The organism is Streptomyces sp. NPDC055254, assembly GCF_053606025.1.
In genome coordinates, this window is record NZ_JBSGQV010000017.1 from 94,267 (window position 1) to 111,176 (window position 16,910).

The 16,910-nt window shown below is 71.0% G+C and carries 16 protein-coding genes; 10 read left to right on the forward strand and 6 right to left on the reverse strand.

What is annotated here, in order from left to right:
- Nucleotides 1–664 precede the first annotated feature (664 nt).
- Nucleotides 665–1,750: a lytic polysaccharide monooxygenase gene (locus ACWFQ8_RS18585; protein WP_453787316.1), complete on the reverse strand. Its 1,086-nt coding sequence runs from the start codon at nucleotides 1,748–1,750 to the stop codon at nucleotides 665–667.
- A gap of 393 nt (nucleotides 1,751–2,143) precedes the next feature.
- Here ACWFQ8_RS18585 and ACWFQ8_RS18590 point away from each other — a divergent pair, with 393 nt between their 5' ends.
- From ACWFQ8_RS18590 to ACWFQ8_RS18610, 5 genes are all read left to right on the forward strand, one after another.
- Nucleotides 2,144–2,341 carry a hypothetical protein gene (locus tag ACWFQ8_RS18590; RefSeq protein WP_453787317.1) on the forward strand — a complete coding sequence of 66 codons (198 nt, stop codon included), beginning with the start codon at nucleotides 2,144–2,146 and terminating at the stop codon, nucleotides 2,339–2,341.
- Between the two features lie 345 nt (nucleotides 2,342–2,686).
- Nucleotides 2,687–5,449: an OmpL47-type beta-barrel domain-containing protein gene (locus ACWFQ8_RS18595; protein ID WP_453787318.1), complete on the forward strand. Its 2,763-nt coding sequence runs from the start codon at nucleotides 2,687–2,689 to the stop codon at nucleotides 5,447–5,449.
- 314 nt (nucleotides 5,450–5,763) lie between these two features.
- The gene (locus tag ACWFQ8_RS18600) at nucleotides 5,764–6,033 is read left to right on the forward strand and encodes a DUF3253 domain-containing protein (protein ID WP_453787319.1); all 270 of its coding nucleotides are present in this window, start codon (nucleotides 5,764–5,766) and stop codon (nucleotides 6,031–6,033) included.
- A gap of 325 nt (nucleotides 6,034–6,358) precedes the next feature.
- Entirely contained in the window at nucleotides 6,359–7,096 is a 738-nt protein-coding gene (locus tag ACWFQ8_RS18605) for a helix-turn-helix transcriptional regulator (protein WP_453787320.1), read from the forward strand.
- A 32-nt stretch (nucleotides 7,097–7,128) separates the two neighbouring features.
- Nucleotides 7,129–7,629 carry a DUF3291 domain-containing protein gene (locus ACWFQ8_RS18610; RefSeq protein ID WP_453787321.1) on the forward strand — a complete coding sequence of 167 codons (501 nt, stop codon included), beginning with the start codon at nucleotides 7,129–7,131 and terminating at the stop codon, nucleotides 7,627–7,629.
- Between the two features lie 94 nt (nucleotides 7,630–7,723).
- Here the strand turns inward: ACWFQ8_RS18610 and ACWFQ8_RS18615 are convergent, their stop codons facing one another.
- The gene (locus ACWFQ8_RS18615; RefSeq protein WP_453787322.1) at nucleotides 7,724–8,707 is read right to left on the reverse strand and encodes an oxidoreductase; all 984 of its coding nucleotides are present in this window, start codon (nucleotides 8,705–8,707) and stop codon (nucleotides 7,724–7,726) included.
- 126 nt (nucleotides 8,708–8,833) lie between these two features.
- On the opposite strand from ACWFQ8_RS18615, the gene ACWFQ8_RS18620 reads away from it, so the two are divergent.
- Nucleotides 8,834–9,487 (forward strand): TetR/AcrR family transcriptional regulator, encoded by a 654-nt coding sequence (locus ACWFQ8_RS18620; RefSeq protein ID WP_453787323.1) that lies wholly within the window; start codon nucleotides 8,834–8,836, stop codon nucleotides 9,485–9,487.
- A 143-nt stretch (nucleotides 9,488–9,630) separates the two neighbouring features.
- On the opposite strand, the gene ACWFQ8_RS18625 is transcribed toward ACWFQ8_RS18620, so the two are convergent.
- Both ACWFQ8_RS18625 and ACWFQ8_RS18630 read right to left on the reverse strand, forming a co-directional pair.
- Nucleotides 9,631–9,843, reverse strand: coding sequence for a tautomerase family protein (locus ACWFQ8_RS18625; protein WP_453787324.1), 213 nt, complete (start codon nucleotides 9,841–9,843; stop codon nucleotides 9,631–9,633).
- A 43-nt stretch (nucleotides 9,844–9,886) separates the two neighbouring features.
- Nucleotides 9,887–10,633, reverse strand: coding sequence for an SDR family NAD(P)-dependent oxidoreductase (locus tag ACWFQ8_RS18630; RefSeq protein WP_453787325.1), 747 nt, complete (start codon nucleotides 10,631–10,633; stop codon nucleotides 9,887–9,889).
- Between the two features lie 111 nt (nucleotides 10,634–10,744).
- Between ACWFQ8_RS18630 and ACWFQ8_RS18635 the strand changes: the two genes are divergently transcribed.
- Nucleotides 10,745–11,674, forward strand: a complete 930-nt coding sequence (locus tag ACWFQ8_RS18635) for a LysR family transcriptional regulator (protein WP_453787326.1) — start codon at nucleotides 10,745–10,747, stop codon at nucleotides 11,672–11,674.
- A gap of 272 nt (nucleotides 11,675–11,946) precedes the next feature.
- On the opposite strand, the gene ACWFQ8_RS18640 is transcribed toward ACWFQ8_RS18635, so the two are convergent.
- A complete protein-coding gene (locus tag ACWFQ8_RS18640) occupies nucleotides 11,947–12,285 on the reverse strand; it encodes a MerR family transcriptional regulator (RefSeq protein WP_453787327.1) in 339 nt (112 codons plus the stop codon).
- Between the two features lie 960 nt (nucleotides 12,286–13,245).
- Here ACWFQ8_RS18640 and ACWFQ8_RS18645 point away from each other — a divergent pair.
- Both ACWFQ8_RS18645 and ACWFQ8_RS18650 read left to right on the forward strand, forming a co-directional pair.
- On the forward strand, nucleotides 13,246–13,470 hold the full coding sequence (locus tag ACWFQ8_RS18645) for a hypothetical protein (RefSeq protein ID WP_453787328.1): 225 nt from the start codon (nucleotides 13,246–13,248) through the stop codon (nucleotides 13,468–13,470).
- 64 nt (nucleotides 13,471–13,534) lie between these two features.
- On the forward strand, nucleotides 13,535–13,816 hold the full coding sequence (locus ACWFQ8_RS18650) for a hypothetical protein (protein WP_453787329.1): 282 nt from the start codon (nucleotides 13,535–13,537) through the stop codon (nucleotides 13,814–13,816).
- Between the two features lie 92 nt (nucleotides 13,817–13,908).
- On the opposite strand, the gene ACWFQ8_RS18655 is transcribed toward ACWFQ8_RS18650, so the two are convergent.
- Nucleotides 13,909–14,628, reverse strand: a complete 720-nt coding sequence (locus ACWFQ8_RS18655) for an MBL fold metallo-hydrolase (protein ID WP_453787330.1) — start codon at nucleotides 14,626–14,628, stop codon at nucleotides 13,909–13,911.
- A 205-nt stretch (nucleotides 14,629–14,833) separates the two neighbouring features.
- Between ACWFQ8_RS18655 and ACWFQ8_RS18660 the strand changes: the two genes are divergently transcribed.
- A complete protein-coding gene (locus ACWFQ8_RS18660) occupies nucleotides 14,834–16,729 on the forward strand; it encodes an SMI1/KNR4 family protein (RefSeq protein WP_453787331.1) in 1,896 nt (631 codons plus the stop codon).
- Nucleotides 16,730–16,910: the final 181 nt, after the last annotated feature.

Below are 16,910 nucleotides of genomic sequence, written 5' to 3' on the forward strand. Positions count from 1 at the left end.
GTCAGCGACTCCTCGACCGTCCGTCCGGCCTCGGGCCGGGAGCCCCTCGCGGGGGCGCGTCTCGCCGATTGCCCGGGCGGCGGCCGAGGCCGGTTGGAGTGGAGCGGGCCGCGCCGGCCGGTACCTCTGGCTGTCGGCGGCGGAACTGCCGGGACGTGCGGTCAGGCCGTGCCGGGGGGCCTGCACCGGACGAGCCGCGTGCTCGGACGCCGGACCACCGTCCGGCTCTGATGGGTTGGGCGGCCCGGTGCTACTGCCGCCAGAGCGCTCTGGTCACCGGGCCTCGCCCGCGCACGCCCTGTCGACGCGGACTGCGCCCGACCGTAGCCACAGCCGGCCGGCGCCCCGCCTCAAAAGCACGGCGTTCTACCTCCCGTGTGACATGCACGGGCGAAGGTTGACGCCGGGGGCTGACCGCGCGGCGGATCAGGGCGGCCACGGGCCCGCGGCCGCCCGGGGCGGACGCGGCCGGACCCGGCCGGACCCGGGCGCAGTCGTCGGGCCGACCGCCACGGCCAGGACGTGGCGGACCGGGCTCCGGGGCCGGCGCCCTGCCCGCCCCGGAGCGGCTGCGCCGCCGCGCGGTGACGGCCGCGTCCCGGTCCGGTTCTTCTCCTGAGCGACCGCCTGATGGAGGCGGTCGCTCAGGCGTGAAGAGGTTCGGTCACCGCAGGATCACGTCGCATGTGGACGCGAAGAACTCGCCGGTCTTGCCTCCGTTTTCGCCGTTCGGGGTGTCCGGTCCTCCGTGGCCGCCCCAGATGTGCACGATCGCCGCTCGTCCGGTCCGGCGCGGAAGGGAAGAGAACTCCCACCTGCTGGACTCCTCTGCCAGGTGCGAGCCCTGGACTTCCACGAGGAAGGGGATCGGCTCCAGGTCCTGCCAGGCCAGGCCGTTGCCCGGAATCCAGTCCGCACGAGTGATGAACCACCGGTGGGACCAGGTCTCGTTCGTGTGGTAGGCCGTGTAGTCGTAGGAGAAGGTCTGGCTGGGAGCGTGAGTGTCCAGCTCCGTCAGGGGCCACTCCCCCAAGGTGGCGTCCGGCGCCAGATCCAGACCCTTGAAGGCGTCATTGCCCACGGACGGGACGGTGTCGCCCTCGAAGAACTTGCGGTACTCCAGGTACTTGCGGTCGAAGTTCCACGGGTAGTCGGCGAGCATCCGGGCGGCCCCCGGCACCACCTCCTGCCAGACGGTACTGGTGTTGCGACGGCGCGCCTCGACACAGATCGGCGAGGGGTCCTCGTCCCGGATGGCGACCGCCGCGCGACTGCGCGGGTGGTTGACCGTGCCGTGCCGCGGCCGCGGCGACTCACTACGGTCCTCAGCGGCCTCGCGGCGCGGCTCACGGACTGCCCACTGGAGGGGCGAGGCCGAACCCACGGTCACCGTGTTGGTGAACGGCGTGAACTCACCGTCCACCTGGGCGCGGATCTTCACCCGGAAGTCCCCGGCCGGCTCCCGATCTCCCAGATCCACCCAGTGGGCGTTGGACTGCATCCAGTTCCAGGAAGGCCAGTAGAGGAAGACCGTCTGCTTCAGCTCGTCGTCGATCCACACCTCGTACCGGTGCGGATAGGGCGCGTTGCCGTCGTTCCAGTCCGCCGGCGGCGGCCATGCTCCCTGGTCGGGGCCGTTCTCCCCGATCCGCCATCGCAGACTGATCCCGTACGTCGTGTACTTGCCGTCTTCGCGGTACCTGATGTCGGCGCGAAGGTCGGACGGAGTAGCGGGCTGGGAACCGCTCACGGTGTCCCCTCTCCTGGATCGATTCCATTCCTCAGGCCGTCACCGCGGGCAGCTTGACCACCCACAGTAACGAGCTATTACAGAATGTAACCACAGATCATCCGGGTATGCCACGGTTCCCCGACCAACCCACCACAGGGACGGGCACCAAGCCCCGCCGCACCAGCTGAAGCAATCGGATCGAGCTTCGGTGGGGCCGCCCCGTTCGAGAACCGCCGTGCGCTTGATCACCGACACTGCTGCCTGAAACGATCAGTCCAGCGAGGTCCGGATCACTGATTTGAGAGCCATATGTCCCGGTGGATAGTCCTGGTCAGCCCGGTCGGCGGGTCGCCTGCGGAGTCGTACCGCGTTGCCGTACATGAAGAGCTGACGGGTAGTCCGGAGGACGCGATGGCTGCGTTCCGGAAGATGCTGGACACCTACGAGGGCGAGGTGTGGAAGGTCAGACGACGCGAGATCTTCAAGTGCTCAGAGCGGTCCTACATCGTTCGCGTCCACGGACGGTTCTCGCGGTTCGAGTACCTGTTCCAACTCGCGGAGCTGGTGTCGGACACCGGCGACGCCCATCTCCCCGACTCCGCCGGCTGAGGGCATGGCGGCGCTCGGCAGTCGAACAAGGACGGCAGCCTGTTCCAGGCTGACCGTGGCGCGCCCCAGCTCGGCCGTGCGGGGGTCCAGCGAGGAGACTGGCCGACCGTAAACATCCGGCTCCTCCGCCCGCTGCTCGGTGGGTACGTCCCCGGCGCGGCCGTCCGGCGCGGCATAGGCCCGTGAGGGGGACTGTGTCGGCACGCCGAGTCGCCGACCGGAGGGGGACGGGGGTTCTTCCGCTAGACACCGGCCCATGGTCATCGGCTACTGCAGGACAACGACCGTCCGTTGGCGATCCGCGGGCGGGACCGAACTTCCGAAGCTGGTTGAAGGGGGGAGCCCGTGTCGTCGAGACGGCTTCCCGAAGTGAACCGGGCGGTGCTCCGCGCGGCGCGCGGCTGGCCCCGCGCACTGGTGCTCGCGCTCGCCGTCGCGCTCACGGCGGTCGCGCCGGCCGGCGGCGCGGCCGCCGAGCCGCGTCCCGGCGTCCCGCCCGCGGCTGCCGCCTCCTCGCGGGCGGACGGCGAGGGGACGTTGGAGCGGGTCCCGGTGAAACGGCGTGTGGACGTACGGTCCCTGCCGCGGCCGAAGCGCTCGACCGAGAGGCAGGTCGAGCCCTATCTCGCCCCTCCGAAGGGGAAGGCGTCCGAGGGGCCGAGGCAGCGGGCGAGCCTGCCGGTCACCACCGCGTCCCTGACCCCGAAGGGTACGAAGGCGGGGGCGGCCCCGACGTCGGTACCCTCCACGGCTGTCATCCAGCGGCTGAAGACCTTCCCCACGCTCGGAAACGTGGACAACACCGTTCCCTCCGACGCACAGCTCGCGGTGGGCCCCACCCACATCGTCGAGTTCGTGAACCGCTCCGGCCAGGTCTACGACAAGGCCGGCAACGCGGTCGGCGCCCCCTTCGACCTGGGGGCCCTCTTCGGTTTCGCGGCGAACACCGGCGGTGATCCTCGGGTGCACTACGACGCGGGGTCCGGCCGCTTCTTCGCCGCGTACGAGGGCCTGCTGACCGGTGGCGACGAGGTCGACGTCGCGGTCAGCGACAGCTCCGACCCGCGGGGGAACTGGACCGTCTACATCGCGGGCAGCAATACCGCCAATGTCCTGCAGGACCAGCCGAAACTCGGCTACTCCAACGACAAGGTCACGCTCAGCTGGAACAACTACGACCGGACAACGACCCCCCGGACGTTCCTGGGCGTGGTGACCGTGGTCGTCAGCAAGGCCGACCTGCTGGCCGGAGGTACGGTCGACCTCGCGACGTTCGCTCAGGACAACACCAAGTTCCAGGTCGTGCCGGCCACCTCGCTGTCGGGGATCGACGACCAGCTTGCGATGGAGCACGATCCGCGCGACGCCACCAACGTGGTGGTGACCACGATCACCGGCGTGCCCGGCGTCAGCGCCGTCAACCTGACCGAGAACACCATCGCCATCGGAGCCGCCGCCGCGCCGCCGGACGCCGCCCAGCCGGCCGGGGGCGACGCCACCGTCGAGACCAACGACGACCGGATGCTGTCGGTCGCCTGGCAGAACAACCGGCTGTGGGGCGTCTTCAACGTCAGCTGCACCCCCGTCGGCGACACCGCGGTCCACGCCTGCCAGCGGTACATCCAGATCTCCACCGGCGGTACGCAGACCCTGGCGACCAACCTCGACCTCGGCATGGTCGGCGGGGACATCTACTACGGCTCGCTGACGCTCAACGACGAAGACGACTTGTTCTCCGGATTCACCGCCTCCTCCTCCACCATGTTCCCCACCGGGGTGGCGATCGGAGTGCCCTCCGGGAACTTCCCCGCGAACACGTTCGGCGACTTCTACGCCGCGGGCACGCAGGCCTACACCTGCAACTGCGGCACCTCGACCCGCTGGGGCGACTACTCGGGCACCGCCCGCGACCCGGCCAACCCCAAGGACGTCTGGACGATCCAGCAGATCGGTGGCCTCGCGGGCGGCGACTGGGGCACCGCGATGGACCGCGTCACGCTGTCCCCGCCCACCGTCACCAGCGTCACCCCGACCCACGCGCCCGAACTCGCCCAGTGCGTGAACACCGTGACCGTACGCGGCACCGAATTCCCCACGAGCGGCGCCACCGTCCGGTTCGGCTCCGCGGCGGCCACGAACGTGAACGTCATCGGTCCTGAGGAACTGACCGCGGACGCGCCCCAGCAGGCGCGGGGAACCGTCGACGTCACCGTGACCAACGCCAACGGCACCAGCCCGATCACAGCCGCCGGCCGGTTCACCTACGACGCGGACACCTCCGCACCGGCCGCCTTCGCCACCATCTCGCCGACGCCCAACGGCGCCGGCTGGAACACCACCAGCCCCGCGAACGTCAACATCGGAGCGCTTGACGGGTCCTGCGGCTCCGGCGTCCAGAAGATCACCTACAGTGCGAGCGGCGCCCAACCGTCCGGATCCACCGATGTCCCCGGCGCGGCCGCCGCCGTGGCCATCACCACGACCGGCGTCACCACGGTGACATACACCGCCACCGACGCCGCCGGAAACACCTCCGCGCCGCAGACGATCACGGTGCGGCTCGACATCGCGGGGCCGACGATCACCATCGTGCGCCCGGCGGCCGGCACCTACCTGTACCGCCAGCCGGTCACCGCGTCCTACTCGTGCACGGACGCCACCTCCGGGACGGCGAGCTGTACGGGTACGGTCCCCAACGGCAGCCCGCTCAACACTTCGACGCTCGGCTCGCACACGTTCACGGTCAACGCCACGGACGTCGCCACCAACCCGTCCACCAAGAGCGTCACCTACAACGTGGCGTACCGGATCTGCCTGCTCTACGACCCCAGCCGCCCCACCCGGCTGCTCGGCCAGGTCGTGATCAGCCTGCGGATCTGCGACGCGAACGGCAACAACCTCTCCCACTCGAACATCACGCTCACAGCCGGCCGCATCACCGGACCCGTCACCAGGCCGGTCACCGGACGGTTCAACTACACCGCGTTCGCCTCCTCCTACAGCCTCCCCGTCAGCACGAGGAACCTGCCGAACGGCGACTACAACCTCGAATTCACCATCAGCGGAGCCGACACCACGACGCACGTGGCGCCCTTCACCCTGCGCTGAGACCCAGCTCCCGTCGGAGCGCACCGGCCCGGCCCCGGACTTTCCGCGGCCGGGCCGGTGCGCGTGCGCGTGCGGGCGGCTGCGGGCCGGCGCCATCCGCCCGTGCGCCATCACCGTCAACGGCTGCCGGCGGGGTTACTCGGACGTGAGAACGACACCCGCTACGACCCCCGACGGCTGATCGCCCTCCTCCTCCAAGGACTCCAGCGTCCGCAGACGTCCTGATGCCGACGGGCGCCATCGCGACCGGGCCCTCGCCGGCGTTCCCGCCGGCTCTCGGGGCACACCTTCAACGACGTTGCCACACTGGTGGAGTGGCAGACATCGAACGGCAGACGGACCGGCACTTGGAACGAGCCATCCTGGAGCTGCTGGAGCGACGTGCCCCGGACGCCACGATCTGCCCCTCCGACGCCGCGCGCGCCGTGTACGCGGGGGACGATGACGGCTGGCGCGCGCTCATGGAGCCGGCCCGCCGCGCGGCCCGGCGGCTGGTCGCGGCCGGAGAGGTGGAGATCACTCAGGGTGGACACCCTGTCGACCCGGTGAAAGCCCGCGGTCCGATCCGCATCCGCCGCCGCTGACACCCCTCCGGTCGCGGCCGCGGCCGGGTGGTCGTCGGAGCATGCCGGCCGGAAACGGCCACCGCATCCGAGGAACGGGCGACGCGCCGCGTCCCGCCTCACCTGACGGCCGCCCCTCGCGCGGACGGATCGGCGGCGCGGCGTGTCGCGCCGCCCCCTCATGACCTGTCCCGGGGTCCTCGCCGGGCCCCGTCGCCGGTGGGTCGCCCGCACGTCGGCCCAGGTGTATTGACCCGCGGGACTGTTGACGCGGCTGATGGGTGGCGTACTCGACCTTGCTGTTCCAGCTTCTATCGCCGATCGGGATTGTTCTTAGAATGGCGAGGTGGAGGACATCGATGCGATCGCGGTGCTGCAGGATCCGGTGCGGCGCCGACTGTACGAGTACGTGGCGGCGCAGGGCCGTGAGGTCGGCCGCAACGAGGCGGCCGAAGCGGCCGGGGTGGCGCGCACGCTCGCCGCGCACCATTTGGACCGGCTCACCGACGCCGGGCTGCTGGTGAGCGGAAGCCGCCGGTTGACGGGTCGGTCGGGGCCCGGGGCGGGTCGTCCCGCCAAGGTGTACACGCGGGCGCGCACCGAGCGGTCGGTGTCGCTGCCCGCCCGTGACTACCGCACCGCCGCCGAGCTCCTCGCCGAAGCCGTCGAGCAGGCCGGCCTGGATGCCGAACTGTGCGCGGCCGCGCGCCGCCGGGGTGAGGCCCTGCGCGGCTCGGCGGCGCCCTGCGGCGGCCTCGACGACGCCGCGGCGGTGCTGGCCGCCCGCGGCTACGAACCGCACTGGGAAGCCGCCGAGGATGCGGACGGCGTCAGGGGCGTCGTCGACGCCGTGGCCGAGGACGGCGGCGCCGAGCGGGAGCCCGGAGCGGCCGCCCGCGTCGTCCGTATGCGCAACTGCCCCTTCCACGACGTCGCCGAACGCTTCCCTCCACTGGTGTGCGGCATGAATCTCGCGCTGCTGGAGGGGCTGATCGGTACGGACGGGCCCGTGCGTGCGCGCATGGACCCCCGGCCGGGCGAGTGCTGCGTGGTGGTGGAGAATTCTAAAAACAATGATCATTGACATAGAAAGAGCCGCCGTGCTGGGATGAGGCCATGACCCCGCCCCCGCCCCCCGTGCACCTCGCCCAGCTCAACGTCGCCGTCCTGCGCCACCCCATCGACGACCCGCGCATCGCACCGTTCGTCGAGATGCTCGATCCGGTCAACGCCGCCGCCGACGGTGCGCCCGGCTTCGTGTGGCGGCTCGTGGAGGAGGGGGCGGCCGACGCCACCGGCCTGCGCCCGGCGGGCGAGGACGTCATCGTCAACCTGTCGGTGTGGGAGACCCAGGAGTCGCTGTGGGACTTCGCCTACCGCAGCGGTCACTTGGAGGTCATGCGGCGGCGGCGCGACTGGTTCGAGAGGCACGTCGAGGCACACCTGGCGCTCTGGTGGGTCCCCGCCGGTCACCTCCCGACCGTCGGTGAGGCCCTGGAACGCCTGGCGGACTTGCGCTCGCACGGGCCGTCGCCGCGCGCGTTCACCTTCGCCTCCTCGTACACCGCCACGGAGGCCGCGCGGCACCTGCGGGCCGCACCGGCAGAGCCGGCGTAGCCCGACCCGCACCCTTTGTTGATCATGACGTAGACCTCGGCCGGGCCGGACCGGTCCGTTCCCGCTTCGCGGTCGCGTACGTGCGCTGCGGTCGTCAACCAGGGGCCGGCCGGCCGGACTCCCGGGTGGGGCATGCGGCATCGCCGGACAGCCCGAAGGAAACGCCGGTGAGCTCCTCGGACAGCTCCCACAGCCGGCGGGCGGTGGTGGTTTCACGGATGGCGGGCTCCCGGTTGCGCAGGACCGGCTCGCCGCGCAGCTGCAGCGGCCCGCCGGGCACGACATACGCTCCGCCCGGCAGGTCCGGGACGGTCGCCGCGTACAGGGAGGTCTTGGCGCCTTCCGGAGTGGGGCGGAAGGCGACGCGGAGCAGCAGCCGGGTCAAGGCTCCGTAGAGCCGACCGCGGTTGCCGTTGGCGCCGCCGGTGAGAACGTTGGTGCGGGTGAGGCCGGGGGCGACGGCCGTGCTGTGCAGTCTCAGGCCGGCGGCGTCGGCGCGGCGTTGCAGTTCGGTGGCGAAGTAGAGGTTGGCGCGCTTGGACTGCAGGTAGGCGAACATCGCGCTGTAGCGGCGTTCGGCGTCGAGGTTGTCCAGGTCGAAGCGGGCGAATCGCTGGCCTTCGCTGCTGACGGTGACCACCCGCGGAGCGGGCGAGGCGAGCAGGTGGGGCAGCATCAGCCCGGTCAGGGCGAAGGTGCCCAGGTGGTTGATCCCGAACTGCGACTCGAAGCCGTCGGCGGTCCGGGCGAACGGCACCATCGCCACGCCGGCGTTGTTGACCAGCAGATCGAGCCGGTCATGGTCCCAGCCGTCGGCGAAGGCGCGTACGGAGGCGAGATCGGCCAGGTCGAGGAGGCGCACCTCGGCATGGGCGCCGGGTGCCCGGGCGAGCAGTCGATCCAGGGCCGCCTGCCCCCGCCGGGCGCTGCGGCAGGCCAGCACGACATGGGCGCCCCGGCGAGCGAGCACCTCCGCCGTGACCTGGCCGATGCCGCTGTTGGCTCCGGTCACCACCGCCAGGCGGCCGGATTGGTCGGGGATGGAGTCGAGGTTCCACGTACGGGAGGCGCTGGGCATGGTCTTCCTTCTCCTGGGTCGCGGACGTCCGACGCGCGGCGGGCACACACCCACCGAATGCAACTTCTAGTTGCGATACGCTGGAGCCTGACATGTGACCGCCCGCTAACGCAACTAGGAGTTGCAATGGAGTTGGGTTCCTCCGGACCCGCCCGCCCTGTCGGGCGCGGCCGCAAGGCCCAGGCAGCGGTGCGCGCCGCCACCCTCGCCGAGTTGCTGGACCGGGGATACGCCGAGCTCACCGTCGAGGGCGTGGCCCAGCGGGCCGGGGTGCACAAGACGACGCTCTACCGGCGCTGGAAGGATCGGGCGAGCCTGGTCGTCGACGCGCTCTCCGAGCACTTCGCCACCGACATCCCCATTCCGGACACCGGCGCCGTCGAGACCGACCTGCAAGCGATCGCGCGGGCGCTCGCGCTGAGCATGACGGGCCCGGTGGGCAGGGCGGTGCAGACCGCGATGTTCTCCGACGCCGGCCGGCTGCCGGAGATCGCCGAGGCGCGGCGGCGGATCTTCGCCGACCGGTTCCGGCGGGCCGAACCCGTGGTCGTCCGCGCCATCGAGCGGGGCGAACTCCCGGCAGGGACGGATCCGGTCGAGCTGTTCAAAACGCTGGCCGCTCCGATCTACTTCCGGTTGCTGGTCAGTGCTGATCCGGTCGAGGAGGGCACCGCTGACCAGGCCGTGCGGATCACGCTCGCCGCCGCCCGCGCCGACGCCTTGACACAGCGCCCCGCCGCGGCCGTCCAGGCGGCCGGAGCGGACGCCGGTCGGGCATGACCCGCCGTGACTGCCACCGCGACGGCGACGGCCTCCCCCACGCCGTCCAGGCCGTCGCCACCCCGCACAACCTCGCCGGCCCGGTGGAACAGCGGGCCGTGCACCGCTTCGGCTCAGTCAGGACAGACCTTCCGCAATATTCTTCAGCCGTGTGCGCGGTTGCGGCGGCGGTACTCCCGCGTCGGGACGCCGCCGACGCCCCAGTCCTCCAGGTCGACCTCGTCGATGAGGACGAAGGTGGTGGCGGGATCCTTGTCCAGGACCCTGACCAGCAGGTCGGTCACGCCGGCGATGATCTCGGCCTTCTGGGCGGCGGTGGCGCCCTCACGGGTGATCTTGACGTTGACGTACGGCATGGCGGGGATGTCCTTTCGGTGGAGGGAAGTGGCGGGGTGGGGTTCAGGCGCGGCCGGTGACGTGCCCGCCGTCCACGCGCAGGGCGTGCCCCGTGACGAACGTGGCGCCCGCGAGGTAGAGCACCGCCTCGGAGATCTCGCAGACCTCGCCGACCCGGTTCAGCAGGGCCAGCCCGCCGAAGGAGTCCACATCGGAGCCCGCATGCAGCGGGGTACGGATGATGCCGGGCGAGACGAGGTTGACGCGGATGTCGTCGGCGGCGAGCTCCGCGGCCAGGCTGGTCGTCAGCGCGTGCACGCCGGCCTTGCTGACGACGGGCGCGGAGGACGGGAAGCCCGCCAGCGCGTGGTCCACCAGGACGGTGCCGATGTTGACGATGCTGCCGCCCCGGCCCTGTGCGCGCAGCGCCCGCACCACCGCCTGGGTGGTGAGGTAGGTGCCCTTGAGGTTGCCGGTCAGGAAGCCGTCGAGCTCCTCCTCGGTGACCTCGGTGAAGGGCTTGGGGGCGAAGGTGCCCGCGTTGTTGACCAGGACGTCGATGCCGCCGAACCGGTCGAGCGCGGTGCGGACGAGGGCCTGGCCGGTCGCCGGCTCGGCGATGGCGCCCGCGACCCACGCGGTCCGCTCCGGGTGGCCGAGGCCGGCGGCGGCCTTGGCGAGGCGGTCGGCGTCGCGGCCGTTGAGGACGACGTTGGCGCCGCTCGCCAGGAAGGCGCGGGCGATGTCCAGGCCGATGCCGCTGGAGGAGCCGGTGACGAGAGCGGTGGTGGCGAGGGCGGTGTCGGTCATGATGCGGGTGCCTTTCGTGGCGGCTTGGCCTGTCCTGCTGACACCAGAAACCTACGAACTCCCAACCCATAACACCACGACGGAAATTGGAGCATGCCATAATCCCGGGTTATGGACGTGGACCTGCGTGACCTGGAGCTCCTGGACGCCACCGCCGAAGCCGGCTCGCTGACCGCGGCCGCCGAGCGGCTCTATGTGAGCCAGCCGGCGCTGAGCCAGCGGCTCACCCGGCTGGAGGCCCGCCTGGGCATGCCCCTCTTCGACCGCAAGAGCCGCCGCCTGGTCCCCAACGCCGCCGGTCGCCGCCTGCTGGTCGCGGCCCGCCACGTCCTCATCGAACTGGAGTCGGCCTCCCGGGACCTGCGGGAGCTCCGCGACGGGCGCGACCGGCGGGTCCGCTTCACCGCGCAGTGCAGCACCACCTTCCCCTGGCTGCCGCCCGTGCTCCGCGCCTTCCGCCGGCGCGAGCCGGACATCGACGTACGCATCGAGACCGTCCCCGACGACGCGCCGATCCCGGCACTCCTCGCCGACCTGGTCGACGTCGCCCTGGTCACCAAGCCGGACCTGCAGATGGACCGGGTATCACTGACCAGGCTGTTCGAGGACGAGATGATGGCGGTGGTGCCGGCCGGACACCCGTGGGCCTCGCGCGCGCACCTGACCGCCCGTGACTTCGACGGCGCCGACCTGGTCCTCTACGACTTCTACGACCAAAAGCGCATCCCGGCGATGCCGCTGCCGATCCCCGCCGGTGCCCGGCCGGCCCGGATCACCACGATGCCGGTGGTGACCGACCTGGTGGTCGAGATGGTCGCGGGCGGGCAGGGCGTGACGGTGCTGCCCAACTGGGTGGCCGCCCCGTACGCGGCCTCGCACGACCTCGCCCTCGTCCGCATCGGCGCCCGGCCGCTGACCCGTACCTGGTTCTGCGCCACCCGGACCGGAGCGCGCCCGCCCCATCTGGAGGCGTTCGTGGAGGAACTCACCTCCCGGCTCAAGGCCCCCCGCGCCGCGGAGCCCGACGGCCCCGGCATCTGACGGGTCCTGCTCCGGCGAGCCGCCCCCCCCTGCTCCGGCGGTTCGCCGCCCGGCGCCACGGTCCCACCGCAGTCGAGGCCGGTTTGCCCGCGTCCGCGGGGAAACCGGCCTCGACTCGACACGGTCATGACCGTGTCGATCGCGGTGGAGCGGGCGAAGACGTCCGAGCCGCCGCCCCGTTCCGGGCGGTGAAGCCCAAGCCCTTGTCCGCGTTGACCCACTTCACGGTTCCCGTAGCCGTGGCACATGCCGCGACGGCGGGCACGCCCGCCTCAGGCCGCCGTCCGCGGGCGCCCTTCGGGCAGGGAGAGACGGTGCTCGGCGTTGACGCGCTGCGCCTCCGCGAGCCGGACTTCGAGCGTCACGATCCGGCAGGCGGCGTCGATGGGCATGCCCTGGTCGACGAGCTCCCGGGCACGGGCGGCGAGCCGAAGCTGGTAGCGGGAGTAGCGCCGGTGTCCCCCGGCGGAGCGCAGCGGGGTGATCAAGCGGGCTTCGCCGATGGCGCGGAGGAAGCCCTGGGTGGTGCCGAGCATGTCTGCGGCCCGGCCCATCGTGTAGGCGGGGTAGCCGTCGTCGTCGAGACGGCCGAGCGAATCGTCTGCTGTCATCGCACCTCACTGCGAAACAGGTGGAGGAAAAGGGTCTGGACGTGGGGAGGGGCCCTGGTCCGTACAGCACCAGGGCCCCGAAGGAACTGCTACACCATCTGCCGGCCCCAGTCCTGCGCCGGCCTTCTGTTTCCGCAGAGCCGTCCGATCGGGGACGGGCAGTGCGGGGATCGCGGTTGCTCGACCGGAGACCACCTCACTATCGATGTCCTGCGGTACCCGGACTCAGACTTCCGCCCGGGCGATCCTGATGGCGCCTCAACTCCTGCTCCTCCGTTCTTCCCTCGGTGATCAACTGCTTACCAAACGGGAGACACTGCCAACTGCGAGGTACTGCGTTTACTGCTCTGCTACGTGCACTGCTACCGGTACTGCGAACTGCTGCGTGGCCTGTGACAGCGCCACTCTCCGGCAGCCGGCCCCGTCGCCCATCGTGCGTCTGCTCTGGCTCAGAACCCCACTGCCGAACTTCCCGGTGCGCGCGCCCGCAGCCGACGCCTTCACCGAGGTACTGCCCACTGACTCACTGCGGGGTACTGCGAACTGGACTGAACTGCACTTGCATGTACTGCCACTGCGTATTGCGTCAACTGCGGTACTGCGGCTGCCCCTGATCACTGCGGGCCGCCCGGTCCGGTCGTCAGTCCCGTCGCCGTCCTGCACACGCCTGGCTTCGACACTCCACCACCGCACCGTCCTGCGCACTGCAACTGCTGGTACTACAACTGCGGGTACTACAACTGCGGGTACTGCAACTGCGGGTACTGCAACTGCGGGTACTGCAACTCCTGGTACTGCGAGTACTGCTGATACCACTACCCGGCAGTTCGTCCCTGCCGGGCCCTTCGTTCTCTCTGGGCTACGAGAGAAACCATACCCACGCCGCCCTCCAATGTCTACTTCGGCCGCGACAGATTTTCGCGGGACGGCGCGATCGCGGACACCGCGTCGCGGCAGCGGGTGACCAAGCTGTGCCTCACGTTGCGCGACGGCCAACCGACCATGGAGTCCTGCGCCGCCGCCGACCGGGCGGCGCTGTGGGCCATTGCCGATACCTCGGCCGTCGGTGCGCTGATCAAGAACAAGGTTGGCGGCACTTCTCTCGCGAGGATGGCCGACCGCGTCAGCGCCACGACGTTCAGCAGGGATGCCTCGCGACGACGGGACGTCATCAACGGCTTGTGATCACGCACCGATCCCCGCCCGCGCGGCCACGAAGGTGAGCCGAGCAGGTCCGTAGGATGCGTCAGTGACCGCTACCAGATTCGGAAGTTCGCCACAGCGCCTCACCGTCATCGCCGCCGGCGCACTCGCCGTCCTGGCCGTCTTCGCCTGGTACAGCACGCAGACCGTGTACCCCCACTGCGTCGTCGGGGTCTCCAAGCTCATCGACGAAAACGGGAACACGGCACCTGACGCGAACGGCCGAGTCCGGTCGGACAAAGAACTCGCCGACCTCGCCTTCGAGCAAGCCCGTGCCTCGGGCCGATGCGACCCGGGCCGGCTCCGCTGGCAGCAATGGCTCGATTGACCCCGAGCGGGAGATCCGCCCTCTACTCCGCACGGCAGCCCCTCCGTTCCCCGCCCCACGCGGGGACCTTTGCCGGCGCCCTGGGTGCTCCACTACAGCCAGTCCCCTTCCGGAGCAGCAGCCCGGAGCACCGCGCCCGCGTCCTTCATCAGCGGCTCGCCGTGCGGCACGCACGCTATCTCCGCCTCCAGCGCGGCCAACCGTCGGAAGGAAGCGATGGCCTCCTCCCGGTCCACGTTGAACGGGCCCAGGATCGCCCGGCCCTCGGTGGTGGCGACGATGTCGCCCGGGAACAACACGCCGCTGGATACGAGATGGAGCGCGATGCTTCCCTGCGTATGACCTGGAACATGCAGGACGCGGACGGGCTCGGCCCAGCCTTCGAGGGTGTCGCCGTCGTGCAGCTCGATGTCCACCGGAACGTGCTGCGCAGGGGGCACGCCCGCGTCGGCGAGTCCAGCCATGACCTGCTCGTAGAGGGCACGTTCCGAGGCAGTGAACACCGGCTCGGGTTCAGGGGCGGCGCCGCGGATGACCGGGGCGTCCAGCGTACCGGCCAGGACGCGGGCGCCCGTGGCCGCGACGAGATCCGCAGCCGAGCCCGTGTGGTCGCCGTGGGAGTGTGTGAGAACGATCTGCAGCACGTCTTGAGGACGGCCGCCGAGCTGATCGACAGCCTCCAGGATCGCCGGGGCGGACCCCGGCACCCCGGTATCGATCAGGGCGTACCCGTCCGGCAGACGCACGATGTGGACGTGCCCGACGGGGAGGGGCAACTGCCAGACGGTTGGGGTGATCTGGATGAGTTCCATGACGTGACGCTAAGGGGCGACCGAGGAGCTTCTGGTCTCTTTGCGCTGCGGGTGGATTATGCGGAGCGTGAACGGCAGACCGCCGAACGGGGACGCGACACCGTTTCCTCGGGGTGGCCATGAGGAGTGTCCGTGGCCGCCGGCCGCACACTGCCGCCAGGTGTCGCAGAGCACAGTGTCAGCGGTGGATGGCAGCATCGGGCGCATGACGAAGACGCCACCGTCCGACTGGCGGCCATTTCTGCTCAGATGGAGTGAGGAGTGGTCGGATTCGCGGCCCGATGATGAGACGCAGGGTGAGAGGGACGAAGCCGCCCGGCGGGATCGGTGGTTGGGGTTCCCTCCGGCGTCCGAGGAGCGGATCGCAGCCATGGAGGAGCGCCTCGGTCGGCGGATGCCCCCGTCGTACCGGGAATTCCTTGAGGTCAGCGACGGGTGGCAGCACGCCGGCGGGTTCATCTGGCTCCTGGCGGGGACCACGGACGCGCGCTGGCACAACAACGAGTCCGGGCTCGCGGACGTGTTCGAGGAGTACCTGGACGACGACGCCGGACCCGCCGAACGGCGGGATGCGGACATATGGCGGCGCGGGCTCCAGCTCGACGTCGAGTCCGACATCACCCACGTCCTGTTGGATCCCGAGGACGTGGACGAGGACGGCGAGTGGGCCGTGTACACGTGGGCGAGCTGGCGGGCCTCGACACCCGAGCGGTACGCGAACTTCGGTGAGTTCATGCGGGGCATGTACCGGGAGTTCCACAGTCTGCGGGCCCGCCCGGTCGACGGGGAGCCGGAGTTCGCCAACGACGAGACGCGAGAGCTGGACGCCCGGATCGAGCAGGCCCGGCTGGAGGCGCTGCGCGGCGACTGGGAACGGGCCGGGGACGCGTTGGACGAGGCGAAGGAGTACGGCAGACCGCGGGCCACCGGTCTGGGTGACCAGATACGCCGCCTGCTCGGACGGACCTACATGGTGTACTTCGAGGACGTGGTGGCCGATCCGCGGTACGCGCCCGAGCTGCTGCCGGTGCTGGTTGCCGAGCACGCGGCGCACTCGTACGGGGACGACTCCACGCTGGTGTCCCACCTGCGGGGAGCCGGTGCCGACGTGGTGTCGCTGGCCTACGCGACGTTGGAGCAGATACGCGGCGGCACGTACCGGTACACGGCGGCCGGACGGTTCGGGGAAGCGGTCGAACGGGCACGGGAGCTGGCTCGGTGGGGCGACACCGACGGGGCGTGGCGGACGCTGATGGACGCCCTGCCGGTGTGGCAGCCGCTCGGACCCGACCACTTGGCGCCGCTGGGATGGGTCGCCGACCCCCTGCTCGGCCCCCTGCTGACCCCGGAACGGGGCCGCGAGCTGCTGTCCACCCCGAGGGGCGGGCAAGCGGGTGGGGCGCCGCACCCGACGGCCGGCCTCGACGGGGACAGCCTGGTGTGGCTGGCGAGCCCGGACCCCCACGGCAGCCTCACGTCCTACCGGTTCGTCCTGGTCGAGGATGCGCAGCCGCAGGACCTTCCCGGACGCCTCGCGGACGGTAACGGGGCCGTGCTGGACGATCCCATGACGTCCGCCGAAGCGCGCCACCGATCGCTCCGCGGACAGAGGGAGTTCTCGTCCTACGACGACGACAAGGCCCTCATGGCGGTCGGCCGGGCCGGCACCCGTTGGAGCTTCGCCTTCGACAGCGACCCTGCGCATTTCGACCCGCGGCGGTTCGTCTCCCCCGCCGCGGCCGCCAGCGCGGGCACCCGCGCGGTGGTCGTGTGGGGCGGTCTGAGGACCTGGCGCGGGGACCCGTTCTTCCACCTTTCCGCAGCGCAAGACGGTGCCGAGCAGTACGCCTTCACGTTCGCGGACGGGGAGATACGCCGAGCCGGGGAGATACCGCGGGCACTGGACCCCGACCGGTTCTTCGGCTCCCCGCAAGGGGGCGCCGAGGCGGAACGCGCGCTCCTGGAGGCCGTGACCGGCGAGTTCGGTGTCCGGCTGCCGCGCCACGCGATCACGGCCGGGCGGCTGCACACCTTCACCACCCGCTCGTGGACGAGGCCGCCGGGAAACGGGGAAGCGTACGTCGTGGTCGGCGTGAACTGACACGGCCGCGAACTGGCCGCCGTCCGGGCCCCGTTCGGTGTTCCTGGAACGGCGAGGACCGGGCTCCGCCACCGGCTGGAGCGCGAGCTTGTCTCCCGTCGCGCCGGCGGGGTCTTGCCAACACCGCCTCGCCGTACTGCTCAGGTCGCAGGGGTGACGGCCGGAAATCATCATCAGGGTG